Raw genomic sequence first — 26,968 nt, forward strand, 5'->3', positions numbered from 1 at the left:
CTTTTATTACCAGCTTATTGCTGCACAAGTCCTTAAACGAATATAATGCAATTCAAGCGCTTCTTGCTCCCCTCCATTGCCCTGGCGCTTGCCCTGGGGGTAGGGTTGCTTTCCTCGTGCAAGCAGCTCATCTACGTGGCCGCGCCCGTGAGCACGGTGGGCCAGAGCTTCACCGGCGACACGCTGCGCAGTCCCATCAAGGGCACCATCGCGGGCCGCACGAACCCGTACTACATGATTGCGGATGTGGTAGTGAATGAGGGCGATACGCTACTAATTCAGGCCGGGGTGAAAATCCTGGTCATCGGTAAGCCCAAATCAACGGCCACCTTTGGGCAGGCCACCAATAATCCCGGCTTCGTAGTCAATGGCGTGCTCCTGAGCCTGGGTACCAAAGCCGCGCCGGTGGTCATGACCATCCGCGACGAGCTGAAGGGCGACCCCACGGCCGTGGTGAGTGCCGCTACCGACCCCGCCTTTAAGGGCTACTGGGGCGGCATCAACGCCGACGGGGCCGACCTGCTGGTGCTGCGCTGGACCGAAATCGGCTACGTGGGCGGGCCTTACGGGGCCAACGCGCCCACCGGCTATTCAGCCGGCGACGCCAAATACGGCGTCTCGATGCTGGCTCAAAAAGCCAATGCGCAGTTCGTAATGGAGGATTCCTACCTGCACGGCACCGTGGACGACGGTATTCGGCTGCAAAGCTGCCGGCTCAGCGTCATGCGCAACCGCTTTGAGAAAACCGGTAAGGCCGGCGGCGAAAGTATCAATATAAAATCCGGCAGCCTCGGCGACGTGGCCTACAACACCTTCGTGGGGGCCGCTACCAATGGCTCGAAAGTGGCCTCGGCCGCCGCCGCGCCCGTGCAGGCCAACGTAAATACCTACAACAATACCTACCTCAACTGCGGCTACCGCCAGACCAAGGCCGGCCGCGGCGGCTCCATCAACTACGAGGTGCAGGCGGCCGGGCTGGTGTATAATAACCTGATTGTCAACTGCCGGTTCGGCCTGCGCATGCGCTCTGACGACCAGCCCGACCTGAGCAAAATCAAGTACGACAACCAGTACTACTACGGCGGCACCAGCTACCAGGTGGCCGAGTTCAACGCCGCTACCGCTGGCTCGGTCACCGCCAACCAGCCCCACGACACCCGCGGCGCGGCCGCCGCCAACGACCCCCGCTTCGTAGCCGCCGACGTGGCCGTGCCCGCCGGCACCACGGCCGCCCCCACCACCACCATCCAGTGGACCAACTTCCTGAAAGGCAGCGGCGGGTTGAAGCTCATGGGCACCTCGCCCGCCCTTGGCAAAGGCTTCACCACGTTCCCGCCCTTCAGCGCCGTGAGCAGTCTCGCGGTGGGTGGCCTTTTTACGCCCACCATCACCGCGCCCGGCTCCGATGCCGGGGCCTACCAGGCCGATGGCACCGGTAACCAGCAGTAGGGGGGTAGGGATTGAAATCTGTCATGGCGAGCAAAGCGAAGCAAGCGCACCCAAATGATGATGCTTGATTGTCGTTTTGGTACGATTGCTTCGCCGACTCGCCATGACAAGCTTTTTGTATGAATTTTTCGGTAGAAAACGCTTCAATAGTTTCCCATGCCCTTAATACCTGTCTTTCGCTTTTCGGCCTTAGTAGCCCTGCTTGCCGCCACGGTCCTGTCAAGTACCCAGTGCACGCCCGCGGCCCAGGCCGTGGAGACGACAGCCGCCGGCACTAATACCGGTCCGGGCGTGGTGCAGCCGGTAGTGACAACCAGCCCCGTGCGCTACGACACCGACGACCCCGCCATCTGGGTGAACCGCGCCAACCCCGCCCAAAGCCTGGTTGTTGGCACCGATAAAGACTCGGATGGCGGGCTCTACGTGTTTGATTTACAAGGCAAAGAGGTGCCGGGTAAAACCGTGCACGGCCTGAAGCGACCCAACAACGTGGACATCGGCTACGGCTTCCCGCTGGGCGGGCGGCCTACCGATTTTGCCCTCGTTACGGAGCGCGAAACGGGCCTGTTGCGCGCCTTTCGCCTGCCCGATATGATGCCCCTCGACCACGGCAACCTGGCCGTATTCGAGGGCGACGCGGCCGGCGAGCGCCTGCCGATGGGCATCGCCATCTACACCCGCCCCACCGACCACGCGACGTTCGCGGTGGTGAGCCGTAAAACCGGCCCCAAACAAGGCTACCTGGCGCAGTATCAACTAACTGACGACGGCCAGGGGCAGTTCAACATGACGCTCGTGCGCAAGTTTGGTACCTGGAGCGGCAAGAAAGAAATTGAGTCCGTAGCCGTGGACGACGAGCTGGGCTTCATCTACTACTCCGATGAGGGGGTAGGGGTGCGCAAGTACGCCGCCGACCCCAAGCAGGGCGATACCGAGCTGGCGCTATTTGCCCGCACCGGCTTCGCCGAGGACCACGAGGGCATCTCCATCTACAAAACCGGCCCCCGCACCGGCTACCTGCTGGTATCGGACCAAGGCGCGAGCCAGTTTCGCTTTTTCCCGCGCCAAGGCACCGCTGCCGACCCCAACGCTCACCCCGAACTGCGCGTGGTAAAAGTAGCCGCCCACTTCAGCGACGGCTCCGACGTGACCAACGTGCCGCTCAACGCGCAGTTTCCCCACGGTATGTTCGTGGCCATGTCGGATAACAAAACCTTTCAGTATTACCGCTGGGAAGACATGCTGGGGCAGTTGGCAATGGGTAAGTAAGAATGGGCAGTAGGTACTTACCCATTGCCTACCACCGTCCCGCTGACTTCGCCCAGCCCGATGCGCAGGCCCTCCCGCTCGGCGAAGCCGCGCAGGATAATCGTATCGCCGTCGCGCAGGAAACCCAGCTGCAGGCCGTCCGGTAGGTTCAGCGGCGCGGTGCCGCGCCGCGTCAGCTCCAGCAGCGAGCCAAGCGAACCGGGAGTAGGGCCGCTGATGGTGCCCGAGGCGTAGAGGTCGCCGGCCTCTAGTGGGCAGCCGTTGCTGGCGTGGTGGGCCAGCTGCTGGGCCATGCTCCAGTATAAATGCCGCATATTGGTGCAGCTGATGACCAGCGGGGCGGCCGTGGCCCCGGCCGGCTGCACCAGCACCTCCAACTCAATATTGAAATGGTGCGCGCCCTCGGCTTGCAGGTAGGGAAGGGGGGTAGGGTCCTGCGCGGGGCCGGCCACCCGAAAGGGCTCCAGCGCATCGAGCGTGACCACCCAGGGCGACACGCTGCTGGCGAAATTCTTGCCCAAAAATGGCCCCAGCGGCTGGTACTCCCAGCTCTGAATGTCGCGGGCGCTCCAATCATTAAACAGCACGAGGCCGAAAATATGGCTCTCGGCTTCAGCAATGGGCACCGTGCCGCCCTGTTGCGTGCCCTGGCCCACGACAAAAGCCGTTTCCAGCTCAAAATCAAGCTGCTGGGTGGGGCCGAAAACCGGTGTTTCCTGCCCGGCAGGGCGGTACTGGCCCTGGGGCCGGCGCACGTCGGTGCCGCTCACTACGATGGAATTGGCCCGGCCGTGGTAGGCAATGGGCAGGTGCCGCCAGTTGGGCAGCAGTGGGTTATCGGGCCGGAACATAGCGCCCACGTTGGTAGCGTGCTCCAGGCTGCTGTAAAAATCGACGTAGTTAGTGGGCTTCACCGGGCGCAGGAGGGTCACGTCACGCTGGCGCAGCAGGCAGGTGCGCATGGCCAGCTCGTTGTCGCGCAGGGCGGGGTTGTCGTGGCGCAGCAGCTCACTCACGCACTCGCGCACGGCCCGCCACGCGGCCGGCCCCAGCCGCAAAAACGCATTCAGCGAGCGCCGCCGAAACACCTTGGGCAATGCCGCGCCCAGCTCGGGTACGTCGTTGCCAATGGCCTCAAAATAGCCCAGCTGCGCGCAGGCATACAAATCGAGGGCATAGCCGCCGATGGCCACCGCCAGGCGCGGGCCCCACGCGGGCACGTCCATCACGCCAAAGGGCAGGTTCTGAATCGGAAAATCGTCGCCGGGGCGAATGTCAATCCAGGAGCGCAGGGTAGGGTCGTTGGCAGGCGAAGTAGGCATACAGGTTGTGTGAGAACAGCTTAACTAAAGCACGTCATGCTGAGCAAAGTGAAGCATCTCGCTCGCATCGCCGGATTAGTACTCCTGGCGATGCGAGCGAGATGCTTCACTTTGCTCAGCATGACGTGCTGTGTAATAGGTAGTAACGCGTTGTGCCTAGCGCGCCTCCACGGCCGTGATTTCGGGCACGGCCTTGCGCACCGAGTCCTCGAGGCCGGCGCGCGTCATCGGCGACATGGGGCAGGCCCCGCAGGCGCCTTCCCACTCCAGCTTCAGCACGCCGGCATCGGTGATTTCGGCCACGCGCACGTTGCCGCCATCGGTAGCCAGGTAGGGCCGCAGCGAGTCAAGGGCAGCTTCCACGCGGGTTAGAACAGAATCCATCTTCAATCAATTAACAGGTAATAAGGAACAATGAACAGCTTTGGGCGGCAGAATGTGCCATGCGCCAGCAGCTTTAGGCAGCCACCAGGGCACTGCGCGCTGCTAGCGGTTCATGGTAACTACTGAGGTCTTGGGGGCCACGTTGTTGCGGATGCTCACCTGCCGGGCCAGGCTCTCGGCCAGGTCGCGGAAAATGGCAGCCTGGGGCGAATTTACGTCCTGAATCACGGCCGGCTGGCCGTCGTCGCCGGCCTCGCGCACGGCTTGTATCAGCGGCAGCTGGCCCAGCAGCGGCACGTCGTGCTTGGTGGCCAGGCGCTGCCCGCCGCCTTCGCCGAAAATATAATACTTGTTATCAGGTAATTCAGCCGGCGTAAACCAAGCCATGTTTTCGATAATGCCCAGCACCGGCACGTTGATTTGCGGCTGCCGGAACATCTGGAGGCCCTTCTGGGCGTCCATCAGCGCCACGGCCTGCGGCGTGGTCACGATGATGGCACCGGTCACGGGCACGGTCTGCACCAGCGTGAGGTGAATGTCGGACGTGCCGGGTGGCAGGTCGAGCAGCAGATAATCGAGCTCACCCCATTCCACCTCCGTAATAAACTGCTTGAGCGCCGACGAGGCCATCGGCCCGCGCCACACAATGGCGTTTTCGCTCGGTGCCAGGAAGCCGATACTCATCAGCTTCACCCCGTACTTGATGATGGGCTGGATGAGGTTTTTGCCCTCGGGCGACTGAAACACGTGCGGCCGGGCATCTTCCACCCCGAACATCGTGGGCATGCTCGGCCCCGAAATGTCGGCATCGACCAGGCCCACCTTGGCACCGGTGGCGGCCAGGGCCACGGCTAGGTTGGCGGCCACGGTGCTTTTTCCTACCCCCCCTTTGCCCGAGGCCACGGCGATGATGTTCTTCACGCCGGGCAGGATGGTGTTATTGTTGCGCATGGTCGTCACGCGCGAAGTCATCGTGATAACTACCTGCGCATCTTTATCCACCATCGTGTGCACGGCCCGCTCGCAGGCATCGTGGATGAGCTGCCGGAGCGGGCAGGCGGGGGTAGTAAGCACCACGGTAAAGGACACCGTGCGGCCCTCTACTTTAATGTCTTCCACCATGTTGAGCGTAATCAGGTCCTGGCCCAAATCGGGCTCTTCCACGAAGCTCAGGGCGTGGCGGACGGCATCTATCGTGATTTCAGGCATAAGCAAGTGCGCCACCAGGGGCGTAGCTGCAAAGATAACCCAGGCAGGGGGGTAGGAGTTTCGGGAAAGATGACGGAGTGGCCGGTCAGCTAACTGCACGCTACGGTCTATCTGATTTTTGTTAACGCAACTACTGTATAAACGATTAACGAAGATTATAGTAGGGGTGAAAGTGGGTCAACGAAATTTACCCTTTCTTTAGTCTTAGCGTGTTAAATAAGAAGGCAAAGTTGCTGTTTATCATTACCTGCCACCCTCATTTCAGTTACACAATTCCGCAATTAGGCTACTTCTGATAAAGCGCGCCCCGTGACCTTTGTTGCGTCTTTAATTTAACAGCAAACGCAATGGCCAAAATGAAGAATGAACGTATTGCTCTCATTACTGGGGCTAACCAAGGGGTAGGGTTTCAAGTAGCCAAGGAACTTGTGGCAAACGGACTCACCGTGCTAGTCGGGTCTCGCAACTTTGAACGAGGCAAGGCAGCGGCCGAAGAAATAGGGGAGGGTGCCATCGCCATTTAACTCGACGTGACGGATAGAGCTTCAGTTGCAGCAGCGGCAGAGCGCATCCGCGCAGAGTTTGGTCGCCTCGACTTGCTGGTCAACAACGCGGCCATCTCAAATACGAGAAAGCAACAGCTTGGCCTGTCCTTACTAGAGTACGCTAAAATAACCCTAGCGAGCAACGCATCGCTTGATGAAGTGCGTGCGGTGTGGGAAACCAACGTATTCGGCGTGCTTGCTGTTTATCAAGCGATGTTGCCACTCCTGCGCCACTCGTCAGATGCCCGAATCGTCAACGTGTCGAGCGGCGTTGGTTCGCTGACCGTGAATGCAGACCCGACCTACCCATATCACGCCTACTATGGTGTTGTGTACCCTGCCTCCAAAACGGCGCTCAACGCGATAACGTTGGCTATGATGGTTGAATTAGAGTCAACGGCCATTAAAATCAACTTGGTTTCGCCAGCCTTCACCAAAACGAACCTTAATGGGTACGAGGGTACGGAGCCTCTTGAGGAGGGTTCTCGCGAAGTGGTGCGTGTTGCGTTGCTTGGTCCGGACGCACCTTCAGGTACGTTCACCATGTGGGAAAATAAAATAATCCCTTGGTAAGGTAGCATCAGTAGGAATAGTTGACAGCGTTGTTCGTGAATAGTAAAATTAGTAATTGCAGGTCGTCATGCGGATTATTATACTATTCACAAACGACGATACCTATCAAATTGAAAAATGAAAAAGGAAGAAAATATTCCTTATAAGTTTGAATCCTTATCCCATTTACATCGGGTGCTGGGCTTACCAAAGCCTTTGCACCCGATGATAAGTTTGATAGATAATACCGATAATAAAATAGAAACAAGTAAGCTACCCACTACACTTGTTTCTATTTTCTACAAAATTTCGTATAAGCCTGATTTTCAAGGAACAGTTAGATATGGTCAAAATTTTTATGATTTTGATGAAGGAGGATTATTTTTTGTTTCCCCCAATCAACTAGTAGCAAGTGATACCGATAATGGAAATCATTCGGGCTATACTTTGTTCGTTCATCCCGACTTTTTTATTAGCTATCCTTTAGCAAAGAAAATCAAGCAATTTGGGTTCTTTTCTTATTCTGCTAACGAAGCGTTGCATCTATCGGATGGTGAAAAGAAAATAATTATTTCAATTTTTAAAATAATGAATACTGAATTGCTAAGTAGAATTGATGATTTTAGCCAAGACGTAGTTGTTTCGCAAATCGAATTATTATTAAATTACTCTAATCGTTTCTATAAGCGACAATTTATCACACGAAAAGTATTGAATAATGACCTGTTACAAAAACTGGAAGAAATTCTGAATATTTATTTTAATAATAAAAACGCATCAGTTCCGGGGCTGCTAACCGTCCAATATCTTTCTGAACAATTGAATATGTCGCCAAGCTATTTAAGTGATATGCTGCGTTCTCTTACGGGGTAAAATGCCCAGCAGCACATACACAATAGACTTATTGAAAAAGCAAAAGAAAAATTATCTACCACCGAATTAACTGTTGCTGAAATTGCCTACCAGTTAGGCTTTGAATATTCGCAGTCTTTTAGTAGATTATTTAAAGCAAAAACGAAGCTTTCACCGCTGGAATTTAGACAATCTTTCAATTAACAGATAGCGTATGGATAAAATTACCACTGCTATTGTTAGCTTTGTATTATAGCGGACTGATGAACGAAGTCTCACTCTTCGTGAGTTTTTAATTTGCTTTTTAACACTGGCTGAGCGGACGTTTCCTGATTTCCATATTCATACAAAGCATTAGCCCACAATTTCACTAACAAAAGAAACGCCGTAGCAGGTACTACGGCGTTTCTTTTATTACTCCCTGCTGCCAATCGCTACCCCGGCTGCCCCGGCTCCGAGTGCAGCAGCCCCGCCGGCACCTCCAACTCGCCCGAGTGGAAGCCAATTAGCCCGTTGCGCTCGTCCTCAATGTTGGTGGCTTGGGTGTACACATCGCCCGCGATGGGGCGGGCGCGCAGCTCGCGCTTGAAGTCGCGGATGCTGTTGGTGCGGGCCTCGGCATCCTGCGGGCCGCCATAGTCCGAGAAGCCGAAGCCGCCCCATTCGCTCACCAATAGCGGACGCTGGCCGCGGTAGAAGTAGGGGTCGCCGACCACGAGCGGGAAGGCGGCCGTGCCCTGCATTTCGCCGTGGATGAGGCGGTCGAGCAGTTCGCGCCAGCGGCCCAGGTCGGGGGTGTAGAGGTGGGCCGTGAGCAGGTCCGATTTCAACTGGCCCTGGTGGGAGATGTGGTGCCAGCCGTCGTTGTCAATCACCAGAAACTGCGGGTGCGACAGTTGCATGTAGTGGTACATCTGCACGATGTAGCGCCGGGTGGCCGGGTTAGTGGCAATGTCCTGGGCACCCCAGTCCTCGTTGTAGAGGCTCCAGATGACGATGCTGGGGTGGGTTTCCATCAGGCTCAGCATGCGTAGCAGCTCGGCGCGGTGGTTTTCGCGGCTGCGGGGCGTGCTGCTGTGCGGGCTGGGCACTTCTACCCACAGCAGCAGGCCCAGCTCGTCGGCCAGGTTGTAGATGCGCGGGTCGATGCCGGCAATGTGCACCCGCACCAGGTTGCAGCCCAGCGCCTTCATGGCATGCATGTGGCGGCGCATCTCGGCGTAGGTGGCCGTGCCGGGCTGGTAGAGGATGCCGTCGAGGTAAATCGGCTCGTTGTTGAGGTACACCTTGCGGCCGCGTGACTCGATTTTGCGCAGCCCGAAGCGCGCCTCAATCTGGGCCGCATAGCCGGTGTTGTCAATCAATTGGGCCACTAGGCGGTAGCGGTGCGGGTGTTCGGGGCACCAGACTTCGGCCCCCGGCACTTCCAGGCTCAGGCGCTGCTCGTGCTGACCCTCGGCCAGGGGTAGGGGAAAATCGGAAACTGCCAGCGGCGCGGTGGCGGCCGCGCCATCGGTCCCGAATACCTGCAGGCGCACTAGGTAGTCGCCCGCATCGTGGATGCGCAGCGTCAGGTTGAAGCGCACCAGACAGTCCTCAATCGTGCTTACTACCCCCACCCGCGAGCGCAGGCGGTTGCGCTCCACGGTTTCGAGCCACACCGAGCGCACGGCCCCCGATTGCGTCTGGTACCAGATGCCGCCGCGCTTGTACACGTGCGATTCCTGCTTGCCGCGGGTCGTTTCGGCGTCCATTGTATCGGCAATGCGCACCGTAAGGCGGTTAGTGGCGCGCAGGTGCTCCTCGGGCAGCTCGTAGGTGAAGGACGTGTACTCGCCGTAGTGCACGGCCTCGCCCTCAATGGTGGTGAGCAGCTGGCCATTGAGCCAGACCCGTGTTTCGTAGCCACAGGCCCCGAACGTGAGCTGGAAGAGCGTCCGGTCCTTATTCTCGGCCACCTCGGGCAGGGTAAATTCGCGTTCATACCAGGCCACTATCTTGTCTTGCCAGGCCGTGGGGCCGCCGGCGTGGGCGGCCACCAAGTGCTCCTCAATCGAGCCGGGCCACTGCGCGCTGAGGCGGTAGTCGTAGCCTTGCTCCCAGTCTTCGGTCAGGCCAATATCGTCGAGGTCGATGGCGAAGCGCCAGGTGCCGTCGAGCAAGAAGTGATGGCCCGGCCGCAGCACGGCGCGGGGCAGCTCGTTGTTAGTTTCCTGGGCTAATTCGGCTTCGGGGGTTGCCGAAAGGCCGTAGTTGGCGGGGGTGAAATCGTCCATTGGATAAGGATAACGGCCGGCCGGGGGTATCGGGGGTGCCAGCCAGGATAAGAAGGAAAAAAAATACGCGGTAATAAGGAATACAGTTGAGTTTGGGGTGGGCCAAATGTAGCTTCGGCGGACTTGAAAAGCTGGAAGCGAGCGGTATGGAATCTGCGTAAAATCCGTTTGTCATTGCGAGCAATGCGAAGCAATCGCATCGGCACGACAACCAAACGATTTCGTTCTGGTGCGATTGCTTCGCGTTGTTCGCAATGATGAGCAGTTTTGCGTAATCCCTAGTCCCTACCCCCCCCAACCAGCAGTAACCTACCTTTGCTCCGTGCTGCCTCCTGCAACTTTCTTGCCTGAATACGACGTGGCCATCGTGGGCGCGGGACCGGCCGGCACGGCCTGCGCGTTGGCCCTGCGCGGCCGCGGCTATCGGGTTATTTTGCTCGACAAAGCGATTTTTCCAAGGGATAAAATCTGCGGTGATGCCATCCCCGGCCCCGCCCTTAAGGCCCTACGCCAGCTCGACCCAGCTTATATGGAGGCCCTCTGGCAGCTGCACCCGCGCGACGACGTGCGGCGCAGCCGCCTGGTGGCCCCCGGTGGCGGCAGTCTCTACCTGCACTGGAAGCTGCCCACCTTCAACAGCCCCCGCCTCAACTTCGACGCGGCATTACTGGCTCTGGTGCGCCAGCACACGACCACCGAAGTTCGGGAAAACGCGGCCCTCAAAAATGTAGAAATCACCGCCGATTGTGCCCGCCTGATGCTGGCTGACGGCCGCCAACTTACCAGCCGCCTGGTCGTGGGCTGCGACGGCGCGCAGTCGGTGGTGGGCCGCCGGCTGCTGCCCGAGCCGCGCCTGGCCCGCGCCCACCACTGCGCCGGCGTGCGCGCCTACTTTGAAAACGTGGGGGGTAGCGAATCCGGTACCACCGAGTTTTTCTTCAGCCGCAGCCACCTGGCGGGTTACCTGTGGCTGTTTCCGGTGGGCGCGGGCCGCTACAACGTGGGCCTGGGCATGCTGTCAGAGCTGGTTTCGCAGCACAAGATTGACCTGCGCCAACTGCTGCTCGACAATCTTGCTACCCACCCCGCGCTGGCTGGCCGCTTTGCCGGGGCGCGGCAGCTGGGGCCGGTGCGCGGCTTCGGGCTGCCCATTGGGGGCGGGCGGCAGCGGCCGGCCAGCGGCGCGCGCTTCCTGCTGTGCGGCGACGCTGCCTCGCTCATCGACCCCTTGCAGGGCCACGGCATAGATTTGGCCATTCGCAGCGGTATTCTGGCGGCCGGGCAGGTGAGCCTTTGTCTTGAAAAACAAGATTTTAGCGCTGAGTTCATGGCGCGATATGACGCGGATTTGCAGCAGCAGCTGGGGCCGCAACTGGCGCGTAGCTACCGCCTCATGCGGCTACTGGGCACCCGGCCCTGGCTGATGAATGTAGGGGTGAGCCTGGCCCGGCTACCCGGCCTGGGCCGCTGGGCGCAGCGGCTGGTGGGGTAGGGGCTTTAAATTTAGAATTTGAAGGAAGAATTAGGAATTGCGTAGAACCCATTTATCCTTGCGAGCGCAGCGCGGCAAGGATAAATGGGTTCTACTAGCATTCTATTTTCCTGACGTTCTTGCAAACGCAAAAACGCTAGCCTATGCGCCGTTTTCTACTACTGCTGCTGTTTGTAGCCCTTGGTCTGGCGGCCGTGCTACTCGCCAATACTCTGCGCCTGCCCAATCACCAGCTAGCCGCGGTGCCGCCCGCCCCGGCCCTACCCCTCGTACCCGACTCGATGACGGCGCACCTGGCGAGCGCGCTGCGCATCGCTACCGTGTCGCGCACGGTGTACGCCGAAACGGATTCCCTACCCTTCGACCAGCTGGCGGCGTATTTGCAGCGCACGTTCCCGCTGGTGCATCAGCGGCTTAAATTGCAGACCGTTAATCACTACGCCCGGCTCTACGAGTGGCCCGGCACCGATTCCTCGCTGAAACCGCTGCTACTGCTGGCCCACCAGGATGTGGTGCCCGTGCTGCCCGGCACCGCGGGCCAGTGGGCGCGGCCGCCCTTCGCCGGGCAGCAGGCGGGCGGCTACCTCTACGGCCGCGGTGCGCTCGACGATAAGCTCAACCTTTTGGGCCAGCTCGAAGCCGTGGAGGCGCTGCTGCGTACCGGCTACCAGCCCCGCCGCACGGTGCTGCTGGCCTTCGGGCACGATGAAGAAACCCAGGGCCGGCGCGGGGCCGCCGCCCTAGCCGCGCTCATCCAGAAACGCTACCCCCGCCTAGAAATGGTGCTTGATGAAGGCGGCCTCGTCAAAAGCGACGGAGTAGCGGGCCTCGCGCAGCCCGTGGCGCTGGTGGGCGTGAGTGAAAAAGGCTACCTCAGCCTGGAGCTGACGGCCACCGGGGCAGGCGGCCACTCGTCGATGCCGCCCGCGCTCACCAGCGTGGGCCGGGTGGCCGCCGCCGTGGCCCGGCTGGAGGCTCAGCCGTTTCCGGCCCGCCTCGATGGCGGCGTGAGCGGCCTGCTGGCCTACCTGGCCCCGACCGTGCCGTTTGGCAAGCGCCTGGTTTTTGCCAATCAGTGGCTGTTTGGTAGTTTAATTAAAAAGTCGCTGGCTGCTACCCCCTCCGGCAACGCCGCCCTGCGCACTACCACCGCGCCCACCATCATGCGGGGCGGGGATAAAGACAACGTGCTGCCGGCCCTCGCCACGGCCACCGTCAACTTTCGGCTGCTGCCCGGCGACTCGGTGGGCGCGGTGCTGCGGCGGGTCCGGGAAATTATCAACGACCCCCAGATTCAAGTAACAACGCTCGGCGAGGACCGCGCCGCCTCGCCCGTGTCGGGCACCGACAACGCGGCGTTTGCGGCCCTGCATCGCACCATTAAAAGCGTGTTTCCGGCGGCGCTGGTAGCGCCCTACGTGGTGGTGGGCGCTACCGATGCCCGCGCCTACGCCGCCCTCTGCCCGCAGGCCACCTACCGCTTCATGCCGGTGCTGATGGACCAGGCCGCTATCGAAAGCCTGCACGGCACCAATGAGCGGCTGCGCCCGGCCGCCTACTTAACTTTAATTCGGTTCTACGCCGCCCTGATTCGCAACATGGGGTAGGCCCCCTTTCGTAGTAAGGCTCAAAAAATGGCTATGTCCTCCTCCCTAGACTTGCTCCACGATGCCGCCCGGCGCGGCGACGTGCCCGCCATCAGGCAGCTGCTGCAAGACCCGCAGCTCGCCCTCAATGCCCAAAATGGTAAGGGCTACACCGCCCTCATCCTGGCTACTTACGACGACCACCTCGACGCCGCCCGCGCCCTGCTCGATGCTGGGGCCGACCCCAACGTGCAGGACGCCAGCGGCAATTCGGCCCTGATGGGCGTCAGCTTCAAGGGCTACGCCGATAGCGCCCGCCTGCTCCTTGCGCGCGGCGCGGCTCTCGACCTCACCAACGGCAACGGCGGCACGGCCCTCATGTTTGCGACCCTCTTCGGCCGCAATGAGCTGGTCAAAATCCTGCTCGAAGCCGGGGCCGATGCATCCCTGCGCGACTTTCGCGGCCTTACCGCCCTGCACCTCGCCGGCCAGCAAGGCAATGAAGAGGCCTGGAAGCTGCTCGGCGGCGAGGCGGAAAACGAGAGCTAACTACTTGGCTGGCAATGGGGGGGTAGGCCACCAGGCTTGCTTTATTTATAACGCGGCCTTCACTTCAAAAGTGAAGCTGGTGCTGCCGGTCAGCCCGGTGGGGGAGAGGCCCTGCACGACCACCCGGTAGCTGCCAACCTGGTCGGAGGTGTAGAAGCTCGTCTGGGTACCGCCGCCGGGCGGGCTGAGGAGTTCAGGGTTCCAGTACAAGAGGTTGCGAAAGTCGGGCAGGCGGCTTTGCGCGGCGGCGGGCGTTTCATAGCGGGGCGCGTAAAACGCGCGCTGGCCCTGCAAGCCCTCGTAGGCTTGCAGCAGGGCGCGCGGGTCGGGTTCCAGGCCGGCCAAGTCGCCCTTGTAGGTGGTGTAGCTCACCACGCCCTCGTAGAGAAATTGGCCCATCGAGTACCGGGACGTTAGCACATCGAGCTTTTGCACCTTCAACGGGTCGAAGGCCATGATGCGGTTGGTATTGAAAACCGGCACCCCGTCGAGCAATACCAGCGGGCTTTCCAGCATTTCCCGGCTGTTGTCGTCGGGCACCAAAAAGTGAAAGCCGTCTTTGCGAATGCGCACCAGCACGCCCGGCACGTACTCGCGCATCACCTCCTCCATCACCTTAAAGCGGGTGTATTTATCGAGGAAATACTGCTCGCTGGGCTTGCCATAAAAAGCCGTGCTATCGAGCAGCGGCGCGAGGTAGCGGGCCGGGTGGCCATCGCTGAACTGCTGCTGCACCTCGGCCTGCACGTGCCGCCGCAGCAGGCTGGCCGCCACGCCCTCCGCGAGCGTAAGCGGCGCTGGCGGGTTGGCTGCATAGCGCGGCGAGAAAGGGCTGAATAGCTCTACCGTACATAGGCTGTCTCTTTGGGAGTTGGGCTGAACGATGAGCTGGCGCGTTCCGTAAAAATCGGGCAGCTCAAACTGGATGCTGCCATCTTTTTTGCTAAACGAATTGAAGAACTGAATGCGCCGGCTGGGGCTGGCCAGGTAAGTGCCCACGCCAGTCACCGGGGCGCCCGTGCGGGTGCTTACCACGCGGCCGCGCAGCACGGGGCCATTTAGCTCGGGCAGGTACGCCAGCGAATCGGGGTGCTCGGCCAGCACCTGCGCCCAGCTAAAGCGGCTCCAGCCCTGCGTCAGCATCAGGTTGTCGGTGGCGGCCTGGGTTTCGGGGGTAGGGCTGGCCAGATAGTAATCGGGGTTTTCGACTTGGCCCTTCAGGTCGGCGGCCAGCCAGAGGTAGCTCGTGATGCCGGGTTCGCCGCCGGCCGCCAGCGAATCGAGCTGGTATACCGCCACCGACAGGTTGGCGGGCTGCGGCCCGCTGCCCAGCTGCAAGGTTACCTTCTCGCGGGCGGCGTACTGGCGCTTATCAGCCTGCGCGCGGAGGGCCAGCGTAGTCGGGGGCGGCCGAAAATACAGCCGCTCGCATACCGGCTGCCGGCGGCTGTTGAAGAGCGTGAAATGCGACACCCCCGCGGCCAGCTGCTGCTTGGGCACCACAAACACCGCCTGGCCCGCTTGCAGCTGCGCGCTGGCCGCCACGGCCACCCGCTGCCCGGCGTGGCCCAGCAAATACAGGTTTTCGGCGGCGAGCGCCGCGCCGCGCGCTTGCACCACTACGCGCAGCTGCTCGGGGCCAAGGTCTTCGAGGCGCAGCACGTAGCCTTGCTCGCGCACGGCCGGTAGAGCGCAGGTAATTGGCGGTTGGTCAGCTATTTCCATAACGGCCTTGTAGGCCGCGCCGGCCTGGGCCGGGGTGAAATCGAAGCTGCCCAGGCCAAAGCGCAGCGTCTTAAACCGGGCCACGGTAGCGCCGGTCTGGTCGAGCACGCGGCCCTCGGCGGCTACGCCCCGGCCGGTCCTATCCGTTAGCTTGAAGCCGACTTTGCTGGCTAGCCCCTGCACCAGGTAGCCGCCTTCGGGGAAAAACTGCGGGTCGTAGGCCGGTGCCGGGCGGGCCGCCGGGCCAGCCAGCGGCAGCGGCGCGCGGGTATTCACGACGGTAATGACGCGCTGGAAGAAGTATTCCGGCCCAAAATTCTGCATCCAGCTGGTGTAGGCCCGCACCGTGTAGCGGCCCGAGGGTAATTCGGGGGGTAGCACCAGCGAGCCCTGGCCGGTGGCGTGCGCCATTTTGACTTTGACTTGCAATACCGGCACCTGCGCCGGGTCGAGCACCTCCACGTAGGCCACGCTGCTGGCGGCCAGCGGGCGCTGGGTGGTACCCTCCACGGCGTAGAGCTTAAACCACAGGCTTTCGCCGCTCAGGTAGCACGGCCGGTCGAGGTGCACAAAGAGCTTCTCGGTGGGCACGCGCTGGCTATACTGGGCAAAGCGCCGGCCGATGCCCGCGAGCGAGTCGGCGCTTTGCCCGCGGGCCGCGCCCGGCCCCAGCAGCGCGGCCAGCCCCAGCCAGGCGGCCTTCCGAAGCAAGCGGCCGGGTAGGCCAACGGGTAGCAAGCAGCGACGAAACATGCGCAAAACGGTAAGGAAAAGCAGGGATGAAAAGAGAGCCAACGGGCCGGCTGCTACCAGAAGCTGGGCCGCACATTGGTGCCCCGGCTGCGGCAGTCCACGCAGTCGGTCGCCCCCCCCGTGTAGCCTAGCAGCCCGCCGCCTATACCATAAATGGCATAGACGGGCAGCGAGCCCTGGAAGGAGAAGTAAAATGGCACGTTCTTGAGAAGCACCGTGTCGAGCGGCAGGCAGTTTTCGTAGCCCGTCAAAAAATGGTTGGCCGCCGGCAATTCGCTGCGGTCGATGAACAGCCGCCGCTCGGTGACGGAGGTGGCTCCCACGTAGCCCAGCACCAGCTCGCTGGCATCGGTCAGGCCGTGCACGTTGCCCGAAAGCTGGCTGGGCAGCGGGTCGAAAAGCGTGCCCAGGCTTTCGGTGTTCTTGCGCAGGTTATCCCAGTACGCGTATTCCTCCGGGGTTTGGGCGTACTGCTGCACCAGGATGCTGTACCGGGTGCCCAGCTTCTCAGAGTTGCCCGGCAGCAGGGTGAGCGGAAACTTAGCCACCACGTCCTGGCTCAGCCCGGTGGTGGTGCTCAGCTTGATGGCAGTCGAGTTTTCGGAACGCCAGCAGTGGTAAATGTCCTCGTAGCGCAGCTGTACCTGATTGTTCACGTACTCGTAGCCCGACTGGTACTCGGAGTGGAATGCCCAGGTTTCCTGGTAGGTCCAGCGGTAGTAGCCCGTGGCCCCGGCCGGGTCGTGGGCATCGAGATACACCTGCACGCCATTGAGTTCGGAGGCCCACGAGAGCTGGTCGATGGCGGGCGTGAGCTTGCCGGCCACCAGGTCGGAGGCATATTCGCGGCCCGCCGCCGTGCGCAGCCGCAGCTGGTACTGGTGGGTAGGGCTTAGCGTGAGGTAGTCCGAGATGTAAGTGCCAGTGCCGGTGCTGATGCCGCCGCCCTGCTCGAAGAGGGGGTAGCTGGTCCCGGTTTCATCCCGAATGCTCACGCTGGCATTGATTTCGACGGGCGAGGTAGGCGTGCTCAGGCTGCGGCTGCGCGAGAGCCGCACCGTGGTCACGCCGCGCAGGTTGATGAAGCCATCCACCACGAGGTAGGTCTGTGGGCTGCTGATGACCGGGGGCAGGTAGCGGTCAACGCAACCGGCCAGCAGTAGGGCCAGGCTGGCTAGCAGCCAGCTAGCCGCCGCGTAAGGGTTCCAGCGGGTCATAGGGCCGGGGCTTAAAACTTGAAATTGTAGGTAACCGTGGGAATGGGCTGGCCAAAAATCGAAAGCTGGTAGCCCATGATTTTACCATCCTGCGACTTAAAATAGACCGAGTAGGGGTTGCGCCGGCCAGTGAGGTTGTACACGCCCACCGTCCAGGAGCTGTGGGCCAGCTTCTGCACCTTGTGGCTACCCTCGATGTTGAGCCCGATATCGACGCGGTAATAGTCGGGTATCCGGTAGGCGTTGCGGTCGGAGTACACCACCCGCGCCGTGCCGCCGATATCGTACAAAGCCAGCGGCAGCGTGATGGGCCGGCCGGTGCTGTAGTTGAAATTGAGCGAAGTGCTAAAGCGCCGGCTAAAGCGGTAGTTGCCCACCAGGCTCACGTCGTGGGGCTTGTCGAAATTGCTGGGGTAGTAATTGCCGCCGTTGATGAGTTCGGGGGTAGCGCCGGGCGGCACGCGTACCAGGGAGCGCGAGTAGGTGTAGCTCAGCCAGCCATTTATCTTGCCCGTGGCTTTGCGGATGGAAAACTCCACGCCGTAGGCCCGGCCCTGGGCATTCACGAGGTCGGTTTCGAGGTGGTGGTTGAGCAGCAGCACGGCCCCGCTCGTGTAGTCCACAAAGTCGCGCAGCTTCTTATAATAAGTTTCGACCGACGTTTCGATGGTGTTGTTGCGAAAGTTGCGGTAGTAGCCCACCGACACCTGGTCGCCCACCTGCGGCCGCACGTAGGCGTCGCTCAGCTTCCAGGTATCGGCCGGCGACACCGAGGCCGTGTTCGAGAGCTGATGCACGTACTGGCGGGTGCGGTTGTAGCTCGCCTTCACCGACGAGTTATCGGTGAGCGAGTACTTCACCGAAGCCCGGTATTCGGGGCCGTGGTAGGTCGCCACGTTGGCCCCCGCCCCGTAGTGCGTGATGCCGATAATGCCGCTCTCCGTGCGCGGCACGCCCGGCTGGTACTCGTTCACGTCGCGCGGACCCAGCGCATTAAACAGCGAGTAGCGCAAGCCCAGCGACAGCCCCAGTCGGGGGGTAGGGGTCCACTGGTCGGCCAGGTAGAGGGCGCTTTCCTGGGCCTGCTCGGCAGGTAGGGCATTGGGCGTTATCAGCGACTCGCTGCCCAGCGGGGCCAGGCTGCCCGGCGCGGTGCGGTAGCGCAGGCTGCTCACGCCAAAGTCGAGGGTGTGCGCCGCGCTGTGGAAGTAGCTAAAATCGGCCTGCCCGCCAAACTGCGTAATGCCAAACGCTAAGCTAGAGGCAGTTACGGAGTTGCGCTCGCTCGCAATCTGGTACGTATACTGGCTGCCCGTGCCCGTGAGCACGCCGTAGAGCTTGGGGCCGAAGGTGTGCTTCCACTTGAGGCTGGCGGCCGTGTTGCGATACGTATACGAGGTGTCGGCCGAGAGCTTAAAATGGTCGTGGCTCAGGTAGGCGGTGGCGTAGAGCGTATTGTTATCGTCGAACTGGTGGGTGATGTGCGCGCTCACGTCATAAAACGAGGCCGCGCTCTGCTTCAGGCTGCGGTCGGGCAGCGCGTGCAGCAGCCAGTCGGAGTACGAGACGCGCCCGCCGATGATAAACGAGCTTTTATCCTTAATAATTGGCCCCTCCAGGGTGAGGCGGCTGGTGAGCGGCCCAATGCCGCCCGCCCCGGCCAGCTTCTTGTTGTTACCGTCGCGGGTTGTGATGTCGAGCACCGAGGCCAGCCGCCCGCCGTAGCGCGCCGGAATGGCACTTTTGTACAGCTCCACCGTCTTCAGCATGTCGGAGTTGAAGGCCGAAAAGAAGCCGAACAAATGTGAGGGGCTGTACACCACCGCGTCGTTGAAAAGTATCAGGTTTTGGCCGGTGCCGCCGCCGCGCACGCTGATATTGGTGCTGCCCTCGCCGATGGTTTTAACGCCCGGCAGCGTCATCACGACCCGCAAAATATCGGTTTCGCCAAACACCGTGGGCACCTGCTTCATGGTTTTGATGTCGAGCTTTTCGACGCCCATCTGCAGGCTGGTCACGTTCTTATCCTTCTCGGCTTCTATCAGCACTTCCTTCAGATTGGCGAAGTCTTCGGCTATTGCCAGGTCGAGCTTGCCATCGCCGTTCAGCACTATCCGGCGCTGGGTATTTTTAATGCCAATGCCCCGCACGTGCAGCACGTGCGGCCCTAACGGTAGCGTAAGTACGTAGTAGCCAAACTGGTCGGTGGTCGTGCCCACAGCGGGTGCCTCCACGTAGACCGAAGCCCCCAGCACCGGCTCGCCCGACTTTGCCTCCCGAATAATGCCCGACACCGTGGCCCGCCTGGCACCCGCCCGCGCCGTACCAATCTCGTACACCTGGCTAGGGCTGGCCGCGCGGGCTGGCGGCGCGGCTCCACCGGCCAGTCCCGCCGCCGTGCCCGTGGCCGGGCTAGCTGGCGGGGCCGCGCCGCTGGCTAGCCCGGCCGGTTGAAAGAAGTCGCTGGGCAGCGCCGTAGACAAACTGCCGCTTTTAAAAAAGAATACGTTGCGCTCCTCATCTATCGCAAACTGCAAGCCCGCCGGGGCCAGCGCCTGCTGCAGCACGCTGGCCAGCGGCTGCGCCTGCGCCTGCACCGTCACGGTGAGGCCCCGCACGGCGGCCGTGTCGAAGTAGAAGCGGTAGGGCACCTGCGCCCTCAACTGCCGCGCAAACTGCTCCAGGCTCAGGTGCTCGAAGCGCCCCGTGATGAGCGGAGCCGCGCCCTGGGCGTAGCCGCGCAGGCTGCCGCCCACGCCCAGCAGTAGTAGCAGCACCATCCGGTAGAGTAGCTTCATATAAAGGCGGGAGGGGGGGTAGGCAGAAAATTTTGAAAATAGCGTTGGCTCCAGCGCAGTTTTCGCGCAGGAATGGTGAGTTAAAAGTGAAGAGTCAAGCCGTCAGTCATTGGTTGTCAGCTGTTCATTATCATTTGTTAGCATGGAGATAAAATGCTGACTAACAGATAATAACGAACAGCTAATAACTCATTCATTTTTAAACGCCTACTTATAACGACACTTTAGAAGGTGTGTAGCTTTTCGTTTTGAATTCGCCTTAAAAAGGCCCATCGATGCCGAAGCTGCGCTAAGCTAGCGAGCTGGCCCGGCCGGGGCCGGCAGGGCTAGGCTGGCCTGATAGCGTACCAGCGCGGCAATAGCCGCGCCCCGGCGGTCACCCTTGAATTTCAGCTTATTGGCTTTGCTGAATTTGCGGAGCGCCGCCTTGTCCTGCGGGAAGAGGTCGAGCAGCGTGCCGGCCTTGGTAATCCGGGTGTAGTGCCCGGCTTGGTACACGAAGTACTCGTCTTTTTTGGCCCTCACCTCGCTCTCAAGGCCGATGGGCGTGGCGCGCTCCTCATACTGCTTGGCGTAGGCCCCGAGTACCCGCACCGGGCCATCGACCAGCAGTTCGTAGTAGCCGGTATGCACCGGCGAGCTGCCCGCCGAGTCGGCCACGAGGCGGATAAACGAGTGGCTGCCCAGTTGGAAGCGCGTCACGTTGTCGTTCACCAGGCTCAGCTCCAGGCCCACCAGCCGCGCCCGCAACACGAGCTGCCCACGCACCAGGTCGTAGCGCAGCGGCACGTTGGGGTAAGTAGTGCCCGCGTAGTCGATGGTGGCTGGCTGCGCTTCTTCGGTCCCAAAAAACTGGTGGCCCTTGGTGTCGCGGCGTAGGTAGTTCACATATTCGGGGCCGCTGTACAGGCGCGACTCTTCGCCTAGGCCGCGGGCGTAGTGCTGGCCCAGGCTGCTCATCGCCGCCGCCACCAGGCTAGAGTCGGCAGCGGGCACCTGGGCCCACGCGCGCTGGCCGGGTAGCAAGAGCAGGCAGAGGCTAGCTAGGCAAAGCCGCAGCGGCCACGAGCAGCGCGCCAGAAAAGATGAAATGAAGCGCATACGCAGGAATTTCCAGCTAACAAAACGCTTCAAATATAGGAACGGATAACCCACAAAGTAACTACCTGCTGCCTTGTAGATAGGTAGCGGGCTAATTAGCCATCCACCAACAGCTTACTCCCTAATAAATCCTGCTTTCAGCTTACTTCGTGCTACCCTACCAGCCTGCTCTCAAGCGGGCGGCAGCGGCTAGCTCACCTACTGCGCACCACGCCACCAATGCCCGCCGCAGAACCCGTAGAGGAGCGTAGTCGGCTGCGTGAGTCCGGGGTCTGTGAGGAGGGTAGGGGATGAGGAAATTAGTTCGGCCCCAAGCCAGTAGCGTAGGTAATTTGATTTTGCCGAACAATCAGCTGCTTATGCCAGCCACAACGCCGCCAGTGCCAGCGCGGCGGGCACCGTTTGCACCAGTAAAATACCTCGGCCCGCCGTGGCCGCACCATAGAGGCCCGCTACCGCCACGCAGCCCAGAAAAAACGTCCCCACATGGCGGTGCCACTGCGGGTCGGTGATGAGCAGCGCCCATACCAGCCCCGCCACCAGAAAACCATTGTACAGCCCCTGATTACCCGCCATCGCCTTCGTCGGCCCAAATAGTTCAGCCGGAAAAGACTTGAATACCTGCGGTCCGCGCGCGGTCCAAGCAAACATTTCCAGCCACACGATGTAAGCGTGGATAAGGGCCACTAGGCTAATGAGTAGCTGGCTAAGCAGGTGCATGGTAGGAAGCTGCAAGGTTGAGTTGCTCCAAAGAAAGGTACTGAGTAGCAACTAGGCCCGCCGAATAACGGAAGTTGTAATTCCATTCCAGCCGAAACTTTTGCAGCGCCCGCGCCTCCTGTTCGGGCGTGAGCGGACGCAGGGTATCGAGGTCAGCGCGCAGGCGGTCGAGGGTGGAAAAGAGGAGCATTAGCTGTTGGGCTATGGGCATAAGTTACAGTTCTCTTAGCACTTCTATGCTGTTGTCCTGCTGTGCATTATACGTGCTCTTGTGTGACCACAGACTAAGCCCAATAGTCAGGGCTCCCAATAGTCCGCTTACGAGGGTGCTGGCATGAGCAAACGCCTGCGCCACGTAGTAGACCATCGCCCCCCAGCCCAAAGAAAGGACAACCGATAACACGTACATGACTACCCGATAGCTGACAAACAGATAGGCAACGACCAGTGGCACAACGATAGCCGCCAGCCCACTCCATAGCCAGTGCCAGTGCAGGCCAAACAGCGCTGCGTAGCCCGTGCCAAAGCCTAGTAGTGACATTTCCAGGTAAAATAAATTACCCCGTTTATGAAATATATAAACTTGCCGGGCCATGTGGAGGTGTAATAATCATTACTTATCAGCCTGCCCTAAACTAGCTTCCCCAAAATCTCCAGTGCGGCCTTGGCTATCACCGTGCCCGGCCCATATATCCCAACCACGCCTGCGTTATATAATTGCTGATAATCCTGGGGCGGAATGACGCCGCCGGCGATGACGAGGATATCGGGCCTACCCTCCTGTTTTAGTTCGGCGATGAGCTGGGGGAGTAGGGTGTTGTGGCCGGCGGCAAGGCTGCTCACGCCCACCACGTGCACGTCGTTGTCGACGGCCTGGTGGGCTACTTCGGCGGGGGTTTGGAAGAGGGGGGCCAGGTCCACGTCGAAGCCCACGTCGGCGAAGCTGGTGGCGATGATTTTGGCACCGCGGTCGTGGCCATCCTGGCCCATTTTGGCCACCAGCATGCGGGGGCGGCGGCCTTCGCGGGCGGCAAAGTCTTCGGCCGCCCGGCGGGCCTGGGCGAAGTCGGCGTTGTCGGTCATGCCCTGCTGGTAGATGCCCTGCACGGTGCGGCTGGTGGCCTGGTGGCGGCCCCAGGCCGCTTCGAGCGCGTCCGAGATTTCGCCGAGGGTAGCGCGGGCGCGGGCGGCGGTTACGGCCAGGGCGAGGAGGTTGCCCTGGGGGGTAGGGCCTGGCTCGTCGGCGGTGGGGGCAGGCTCATTCGTGATACTTTCCGAGGGCAGATTGTAGCTAACCGCGCAGGCGGTGATGGCCGCTAGCGCGGCTTGCACGGCCGTATTGTCGCGCGTGGCACGCACTTGTTTCAGGCGCGCCACCTGGCTCTCGCGCACCGCGTCGTTGTCGATTTGCAGCACGTCCAGCAGCGCTTCGCCCTCGGGGGCCAGGTATTTATTAACGCCCACGATGACTTCCTGGCCGGTATCAATGCGCGACTGCTTGCGGGCGGCGGCTTCCTCGATGCGGAGCTTGGGCAGGCCGGTTTCGATGGCGGCGGCCATGCCGCCGAGGGCTTCGACCTCTTCCATAAGAGCCCAGGCCTGATTGGCGAGGTCGGCGGTGAGGCTTTCCACGTAGTACGAGCCGCCCCAGGGGTCCACGACTTTGGTGATGTCGGTTTCGTGCTGCAAGTACAGCTGGGTGTTGCGGGCGATGCGGGCCGAAAAATCGGTGGGTAGGGCCAGGGCCTCATCCAGCGCATTCGTGTGCAGGCTCTGGGTGCCGCCGAGGGCAGCGGCCAGGGCCTCCACGGTGGTGCGGGCCACGTTGTTGAACGGGTCCTGGGCCGTGAGCGAGTAGCCCGAGGTCTGGCAGTGGGTGCGCAGGGCCAGGCTCTTAGGGCTCTGCGGGTTGAATTGCTGAATAAGCTTAGCCCACAGCAGGCGGCCGGCGCGCAGCTTGGCAATCTCCAGAAAGTGGTTCATGCCGATGCCCCAGAAGAAGGATAGGCGCGGCGCGAAATCGTCGATTTTCAGGCCCGCCGCCAGGCCGGCGCGCACGTATTGCAAGCCGTCGGCCAGGGTGTAGGCCAGTTCCAGCTCGGCGGTGGCGCCGGCTTCGTGCATGTGGTAGCCCGAGATGCTGATGCTATTAAACTTGGGCATAAACTCGGCCGAGTAGGCGAAGATGTCGGCGATGAGCCGCATACTCGGTGCGGGCGGGTAGATGTAGGTATTGCGCACCATAAACTCCTTCAGAATATCGTTCTGAATGGTGCCCGTCAGCTGCTCCGGCCCTACCCCCTGCTCCTCGGCTGCCACGATAAAAAAAGCCAGAATGGGCAGCACCGCCCCGTTCATGGTCATGCTCACCGACATCTCGCCCAGCGGAATCTGGTCGAAGAGAATCTTCATATCCTCCACCGTATCAATGGCTACGCCGGCCTTGCCCACGTCGCCCACCACGCGGGGGTGGTCCGAGTCGTAGCCCCGGTGCGTGGCCAGGTCGAAGGCCACGCTCAGCCCTTTCTGCCCGCCGGCCAGGTTGCGCCGGTAAAAAGCGTTCGACTCCTCGGCCGTCGAGAAGCCCGCGTACTGCCGCACGGTCCAGGGCGAGCGCACGTACATGCTGGCGTAAGGCCCTCGCAGATAAGGCGCTATGCCCGCCCCGAAGCCCAGGTGCGGCAGGTGCGCCACGTCGGCGGCCGTGTACACGGCTGGGCCATTGGTGGGGTAGTCGGCCGGCTTGGGTGGGGTAGGAAGCGCCGCCGCGTCGTAGGGAATAGTGGAAAAATCGGGACGCATTATTTAGTTGTTTTTATTGGTTAAGCCCCACCGCTGCATTAAAATATCCTTCGCCCAGGGTAATAGTCTGGTTTGAGACCAGCCTTCGTAAACCATTTCAGTACTGTATAAAAATTTCGACAGACCCTTGGTAATCGCAAGCTTCCGAAATTGCTGATAATCGTTGCAATAGTTGATACTTTTATGAGTGATATCACAAAAGCCATAGCTGTGCTGGGAAGTGTCGTGGAAAGTGATGAATCCGGGCTGATAATTAATGGAGTCTGGGTGAAAGTATTCTTGGAAATCTGGTTCCTGAAAAGTCCACCTGCTATAACCAGCTTGATGATTATTAACGCCATCCGTTGTGATGAGCTGATAAGGCTCAATAATGGGAACACGCCAAACATCGGATTCTAAATTATCTTCAAAATAAAATCTTAGCTTTTCGGGCTTGCGCTGAGAGTATGAATAGATAAAAGCTAGGCCGAGAGGTAGCATTAGCAGCCCAACTATTATTTTGCCACCTGCTTTCATCGGATAAACGGCTAATTATTAAACGTTACCGCCCCTGCAACCGCGCCAGCACTTCCTCCGTGTGGTGCCCTTCCACCACGAATTCCTGGAACCCAAATACCCGCACGGCCTCTAATAGCGTAGCTAAATCAGAGGTAATGAGCGAGGGAATCTCGAAAACGTGGCCGCTGGGCACCTGCTGCACCACCCGCGCTAGCTGGTCGAACTGCGCGGGGCGGGCGTACATGAGGGTGGCTGCGTCGGGCTTGGAAAACAGCACGGAATACGAGTCGGGCGCGATATCGGGCATAGGTGGCTGGACCGGTGCGCCGGGGTGCAGCAAGTGCCAGAACGCCTCGGCGATGTCCTCGTTCACGCGGGAATCGCCGAGCAGCACCAGCGTCGCTTGCTTGTCCTGGTTGGCGCGGCGCTCAAAGTGCAGGGCCGTGGCCAGGCGCAGCACCTCGCTGGGGTAGGTGGCGCGGGTCGTATCAAAATCGCCCGAGCGCAGCAATTGCTTGGGCTGAAAATCGAATTTCTCCTGGAAATTCTGGAAGCGGTTGGTACCCACTACCACGTCCTGGCCGGTAGCAATGCGCTTAAACTTATCAAGCCCGGCCTGGCTCACGGCCTCCAGGGCGCGGCCGCGGGCGATGGCCATGCCGCCCTGCGCCTCCAGGGCCTGAAACTCGGCCCAGGCGGCGCGGGCCAACTCGTCGGTCAGCGTCTCGATAAAATAGGAGCCCGCCGCCGGGTCGGCTACCCAGTCGAGGTGGGCTTCTTCCTGCAAAATCACCGGCAGGTTGCGGGCCAGCCGGGCGCTAAACTCGTTGGGGGCCTGGTAGAGACAATCAAACGGCGCGACCTGCACGGAGTCGGCGCCGCCGAGCACCGCGCTCATGGCCTCGGTGGTGTGGCGCAGCAGGTTGGTGTGCGGGTCGAGGGTGGTTTGGGTCCAGGTGCTGGTGCTGGCGTGAATGGGTAGCGTAGCCGCCCCGGCGGGGGGTAGGCCATAGCCGTGCAGCAGCGTGGCCCACAGCCGGCGCGTGGCCCGCAGCCGGGCTATTTCGGGAAAGTAGCTGGGGCCCACGGCTACCTCCAGGTGCAGGGCTCGCGCCACGTCGGCCAGGCTGGGGCTAGCCCCGTTCTCAGCCGGCAGCTCGGTAAGCAAAGCGGCGGCGGTGCTTAGGCTGAAGGCTAGTTGCTGGGTCAGCGTGCCCCCGCGATTACCAAAAAACGTCCCGTTCACGGCCAGTGCCGAAAAATCTGGCCACGCCCGCGCCAGCTCCACGCACTGGCGCAGCGCCTGCCGAAAGGCCAGCAGCTCGGCCCCCTCGGGTCCAGCCGGCGGTATGAAGCGCAAAAAACCCCGCAGCGGATTGCCTTCGGCGGCGGTAGCTAGCCGGGCCAGCAGCAGCTCGGGGCCTTGCGCCACGGTGTAGCTCAGCCAGGTGCCGGCCAGGGGTAGGCGCGCAGCCAGGTCGGCCACGCCGAAGGGGGTAGAGTCGCCGTGCAGGATGAAGTGCAACCCATCGGCCCCGCGCGCCAGCGCGTCGGCCCCTTGCGCTATTTGTAGGCGGCCATCAGTGCCAGCGGGCACGCTCAGGGCCACCACGTTGCGGCAGGGCGCGGGCCGGGGGGGTAGGGGCGCGGGTAGGCCGCCCAGGGCAGTGAGCGCTTCGCGGTGGTAAAAAGGCTCCAGCGTGAGGCCGTCGGGCAAGGTCCAGCGCAGGCTGGCTGGGTCGGCCCCTTTCAGTTCGCGGGTTAGCTGCGCCTGCCACTGCGCCGTGCTGACGGGCGCGAACTCGGGAAACGAAACCGGGGGGGTAGGGGGTGGGGAAGAATCGGGCATAGTAGAAGGACGGCGTGCGG

At 61.2% G+C, this 26,968-nt stretch carries 21 protein-coding genes and 1 pseudogene; 8 read left to right on the top strand and 14 right to left on the bottom strand.

The genetic code is table 11. The features are described from left to right. Positions 1 to 63: 63 nt before the first annotated feature. Positions 64 to 1,449 (top strand): hypothetical protein, encoded by a 1,386-nt coding sequence (locus LC531_RS05545; RefSeq protein ID WP_223649319.1) that lies wholly within the window; start codon positions 64 to 66, stop codon positions 1,447 to 1,449. A 156-nt stretch (positions 1,450 to 1,605) separates the two neighbouring features. Beyond that, the gene (locus LC531_RS05550) at positions 1,606 to 2,718 is read left to right on the top strand and encodes a phytase (RefSeq protein ID WP_223649320.1); all 1,113 of its coding nucleotides are present in this window, start codon (positions 1,606 to 1,608) and stop codon (positions 2,716 to 2,718) included. Positions 2,719 to 2,735: 17 nt separating this feature from the next. Here LC531_RS05550 and fahA read toward each other — a convergent pair whose 3' ends face one another. The 3 genes from fahA to LC531_RS05565 form a co-directional block, all read right to left on the bottom strand. Beyond that, positions 2,736 to 4,040: a fumarylacetoacetase gene (gene fahA, locus LC531_RS05555; protein WP_223649321.1), complete on the bottom strand. Its 1,305-nt coding sequence runs from the start codon at positions 4,038 to 4,040 to the stop codon at positions 2,736 to 2,738. A gap of 156 nt (positions 4,041 to 4,196) precedes the next feature. Beyond that, on the bottom strand, positions 4,197 to 4,424 hold the full coding sequence (locus LC531_RS05560) for a NifU family protein (protein ID WP_223649322.1): 228 nt from the start codon (positions 4,422 to 4,424) through the stop codon (positions 4,197 to 4,199). 102 nt (positions 4,425 to 4,526) lie between these two features. After that, positions 4,527 to 5,633 (bottom strand): Mrp/NBP35 family ATP-binding protein, encoded by a 1,107-nt coding sequence (locus tag LC531_RS05565; RefSeq protein WP_223649323.1) that lies wholly within the window; start codon positions 5,631 to 5,633, stop codon positions 4,527 to 4,529. Positions 5,634 to 5,989: 356 nt separating this feature from the next. Here LC531_RS05565 and LC531_RS05570 point away from each other — a divergent pair. From LC531_RS05570 to LC531_RS22860, 3 genes and pseudogenes are all read left to right on the top strand, one after another. Then, positions 5,990 to 6,751, top strand: a pseudogene (locus tag LC531_RS05570) (SDR family NAD(P)-dependent oxidoreductase). A 117-nt stretch (positions 6,752 to 6,868) separates the two neighbouring features. Continuing rightward, positions 6,869 to 7,603, top strand: a complete 735-nt coding sequence (locus tag LC531_RS05575) for a helix-turn-helix domain-containing protein (RefSeq protein ID WP_332874846.1) — start codon at positions 6,869 to 6,871, stop codon at positions 7,601 to 7,603. 15 nt (positions 7,604 to 7,618) lie between these two features. After that, positions 7,619 to 7,786 (top strand): helix-turn-helix domain-containing protein, encoded by a 168-nt coding sequence (locus LC531_RS22860; RefSeq protein WP_332874892.1) that lies wholly within the window; start codon positions 7,619 to 7,621, stop codon positions 7,784 to 7,786. A gap of 230 nt (positions 7,787 to 8,016) precedes the next feature. Here the strand turns inward: LC531_RS22860 and LC531_RS05580 are convergent, their stop codons facing one another. Further along, positions 8,017 to 9,858: a glycoside hydrolase family 2 protein gene (locus tag LC531_RS05580; RefSeq protein WP_223649324.1), complete on the bottom strand. Its 1,842-nt coding sequence runs from the start codon at positions 9,856 to 9,858 to the stop codon at positions 8,017 to 8,019. Between the two features lie 322 nt (positions 9,859 to 10,180). On the opposite strand from LC531_RS05580, the gene LC531_RS05585 reads away from it, so the two are divergent. The 3 genes from LC531_RS05585 (at position 10,181) to LC531_RS05595 (ending at position 13,485) form a co-directional block, all read left to right on the top strand. Then, a complete protein-coding gene (locus LC531_RS05585) occupies positions 10,181 to 11,350 on the top strand; it encodes an NAD(P)/FAD-dependent oxidoreductase (RefSeq protein WP_223649325.1) in 1,170 nt (389 codons plus the stop codon). A gap of 143 nt (positions 11,351 to 11,493) precedes the next feature. Then, a complete protein-coding gene (locus LC531_RS05590) occupies positions 11,494 to 12,957 on the top strand; it encodes a M20/M25/M40 family metallo-hydrolase (protein ID WP_223649326.1) in 1,464 nt (487 codons plus the stop codon). A 33-nt stretch (positions 12,958 to 12,990) separates the two neighbouring features. Further along, positions 12,991 to 13,485 carry an ankyrin repeat domain-containing protein gene (locus LC531_RS05595; RefSeq protein ID WP_332874845.1) on the top strand — a complete coding sequence of 165 codons (495 nt, stop codon included), beginning with the start codon at positions 12,991 to 12,993 and terminating at the stop codon, positions 13,483 to 13,485. A 45-nt stretch (positions 13,486 to 13,530) separates the two neighbouring features. Here LC531_RS05595 and LC531_RS05600 read toward each other — a convergent pair whose 3' ends face one another. From LC531_RS05600 to LC531_RS05645, 10 genes are all read right to left on the bottom strand, one after another. After that, positions 13,531 to 15,963: a hypothetical protein gene (locus LC531_RS05600; protein ID WP_223649328.1), complete on the bottom strand. Its 2,433-nt coding sequence runs from the start codon at positions 15,961 to 15,963 to the stop codon at positions 13,531 to 13,533. Between the two features lie 53 nt (positions 15,964 to 16,016). Beyond that, the gene (locus LC531_RS05605; protein ID WP_223649329.1) at positions 16,017 to 17,180 is read right to left on the bottom strand and encodes a DUF4249 domain-containing protein; all 1,164 of its coding nucleotides are present in this window, start codon (positions 17,178 to 17,180) and stop codon (positions 16,017 to 16,019) included. A gap of 11 nt (positions 17,181 to 17,191) precedes the next feature. Further along, positions 17,192 to 19,978: a TonB-dependent receptor gene (locus tag LC531_RS05610; protein ID WP_223649330.1), complete on the bottom strand. Its 2,787-nt coding sequence runs from the start codon at positions 19,976 to 19,978 to the stop codon at positions 17,192 to 17,194. A 294-nt stretch (positions 19,979 to 20,272) separates the two neighbouring features. Further along, positions 20,273 to 21,079 (bottom strand): hypothetical protein, encoded by an 807-nt coding sequence (locus tag LC531_RS05615; RefSeq protein ID WP_223649331.1) that lies wholly within the window; start codon positions 21,077 to 21,079, stop codon positions 20,273 to 20,275. A 357-nt stretch (positions 21,080 to 21,436) separates the two neighbouring features. Further along, positions 21,437 to 21,799 carry a DUF1304 domain-containing protein gene (locus tag LC531_RS05620; RefSeq protein ID WP_223649332.1) on the bottom strand — a complete coding sequence of 121 codons (363 nt, stop codon included), beginning with the start codon at positions 21,797 to 21,799 and terminating at the stop codon, positions 21,437 to 21,439. Then, positions 21,786 to 21,989 (bottom strand): hypothetical protein, encoded by a 204-nt coding sequence (locus tag LC531_RS05625; RefSeq protein WP_223649333.1) that lies wholly within the window; start codon positions 21,987 to 21,989, stop codon positions 21,786 to 21,788. Before LC531_RS05625 ends, LC531_RS05620 begins: the two co-directional genes overlap by 14 nt. Before the next feature lie 24 nt (positions 21,990 to 22,013). After that, complete coding sequence (locus LC531_RS05630; protein ID WP_223649334.1) at positions 22,014 to 22,394, bottom strand: hypothetical protein; 381 nt, start codon at positions 22,392 to 22,394, stop codon at positions 22,014 to 22,016. A 35-nt stretch (positions 22,395 to 22,429) separates the two neighbouring features. Beyond that, positions 22,430 to 24,601 (bottom strand): methylmalonyl-CoA mutase, encoded by a 2,172-nt coding sequence (gene scpA, locus LC531_RS05635; RefSeq protein ID WP_223649335.1) that lies wholly within the window; start codon positions 24,599 to 24,601, stop codon positions 22,430 to 22,432. A gap of 3 nt (positions 24,602 to 24,604) precedes the next feature. Beyond that, a complete protein-coding gene (locus tag LC531_RS05640; RefSeq protein WP_223649336.1) occupies positions 24,605 to 25,117 on the bottom strand; it encodes a hypothetical protein in 513 nt (170 codons plus the stop codon). Positions 25,118 to 25,142: 25 nt separating this feature from the next. Beyond that, positions 25,143 to 26,948 (bottom strand): methylmalonyl-CoA mutase family protein, encoded by a 1,806-nt coding sequence (locus LC531_RS05645; RefSeq protein ID WP_223649337.1) that lies wholly within the window; start codon positions 26,946 to 26,948, stop codon positions 25,143 to 25,145. Positions 26,949 to 26,968: the final 20 nt, after the last annotated feature.

Origin of the sequence: Hymenobacter psoromatis, from assembly GCF_020012125.1 — a bacterium.
Classification (GTDB): domain Bacteria; phylum Bacteroidota; class Bacteroidia; order Cytophagales; family Hymenobacteraceae; genus Hymenobacter; species Hymenobacter psoromatis.

Bases quoted from the DNA above. Each gene is read 5' to 3' on its own strand.
- LC531_RS05550 (WP_223649320.1), top strand. From the start codon at position 1,606: ATGCCCTTAATACCTGTCTTTCGCTTTTCGGCCTTAGTAGCCCTGCTT.
- fahA (WP_223649321.1), bottom strand. From the start codon at position 4,040: ATGCCTACTTCGCCTGCCAACGACCCTACCCTGCGCTCCTGGATTGAC.
- LC531_RS05560 (WP_223649322.1), bottom strand. From the start codon at position 4,424: ATGGATTCTGTTCTAACCCGCGTGGAAGCTGCCCTTGACTCGCTGCGG.
- LC531_RS05565 (WP_223649323.1), bottom strand. From the start codon at position 5,633: ATGCCTGAAATCACGATAGATGCCGTCCGCCACGCCCTGAGCTTCGTG.
- LC531_RS05575 (WP_332874846.1), top strand. From the start codon at position 6,869: ATGAAAAAGGAAGAAAATATTCCTTATAAGTTTGAATCCTTATCCCAT.
- LC531_RS05580 (WP_223649324.1), bottom strand. From the start codon at position 9,858: ATGGACGATTTCACCCCCGCCAACTACGGCCTTTCGGCAACCCCCGAA.
- LC531_RS05590 (WP_223649326.1), top strand. From the start codon at position 11,494: ATGCGCCGTTTTCTACTACTGCTGCTGTTTGTAGCCCTTGGTCTGGCG.
- LC531_RS05595 (WP_332874845.1), top strand. From the start codon at position 12,991: ATGTCCTCCTCCCTAGACTTGCTCCACGATGCCGCCCGGCGCGGCGAC.
- LC531_RS05600 (WP_223649328.1), bottom strand. From the start codon at position 15,963: ATGTTTCGTCGCTGCTTGCTACCCGTTGGCCTACCCGGCCGCTTGCTT.
- LC531_RS05605 (WP_223649329.1), bottom strand. From the start codon at position 17,180: ATGACCCGCTGGAACCCTTACGCGGCGGCTAGCTGGCTGCTAGCCAGC.
- LC531_RS05610 (WP_223649330.1), bottom strand. From the start codon at position 19,978: ATGAAGCTACTCTACCGGATGGTGCTGCTACTACTGCTGGGCGTGGGC.
- LC531_RS05615 (WP_223649331.1), bottom strand. From the start codon at position 21,079: ATGCGCTTCATTTCATCTTTTCTGGCGCGCTGCTCGTGGCCGCTGCGG.
- LC531_RS05620 (WP_223649332.1), bottom strand. From the start codon at position 21,799: ATGCACCTGCTTAGCCAGCTACTCATTAGCCTAGTGGCCCTTATCCAC.
- LC531_RS05625 (WP_223649333.1), bottom strand. From the start codon at position 21,989: ATGCTCCTCTTTTCCACCCTCGACCGCCTGCGCGCTGACCTCGATACC.
- LC531_RS05630 (WP_223649334.1), bottom strand. From the start codon at position 22,394: ATGGCCCGGCAAGTTTATATATTTCATAAACGGGGTAATTTATTTTAC.
- scpA (WP_223649335.1), bottom strand. From the start codon at position 24,601: ATGCGTCCCGATTTTTCCACTATTCCCTACGACGCGGCGGCGCTTCCT.
- LC531_RS05640 (WP_223649336.1), bottom strand. From the start codon at position 25,117: ATGAAAGCAGGTGGCAAAATAATAGTTGGGCTGCTAATGCTACCTCTC.
- LC531_RS05645 (WP_223649337.1), bottom strand. From the start codon at position 26,948: ATGCCCGATTCTTCCCCACCCCCTACCCCCCCGGTTTCGTTTCCCGAG.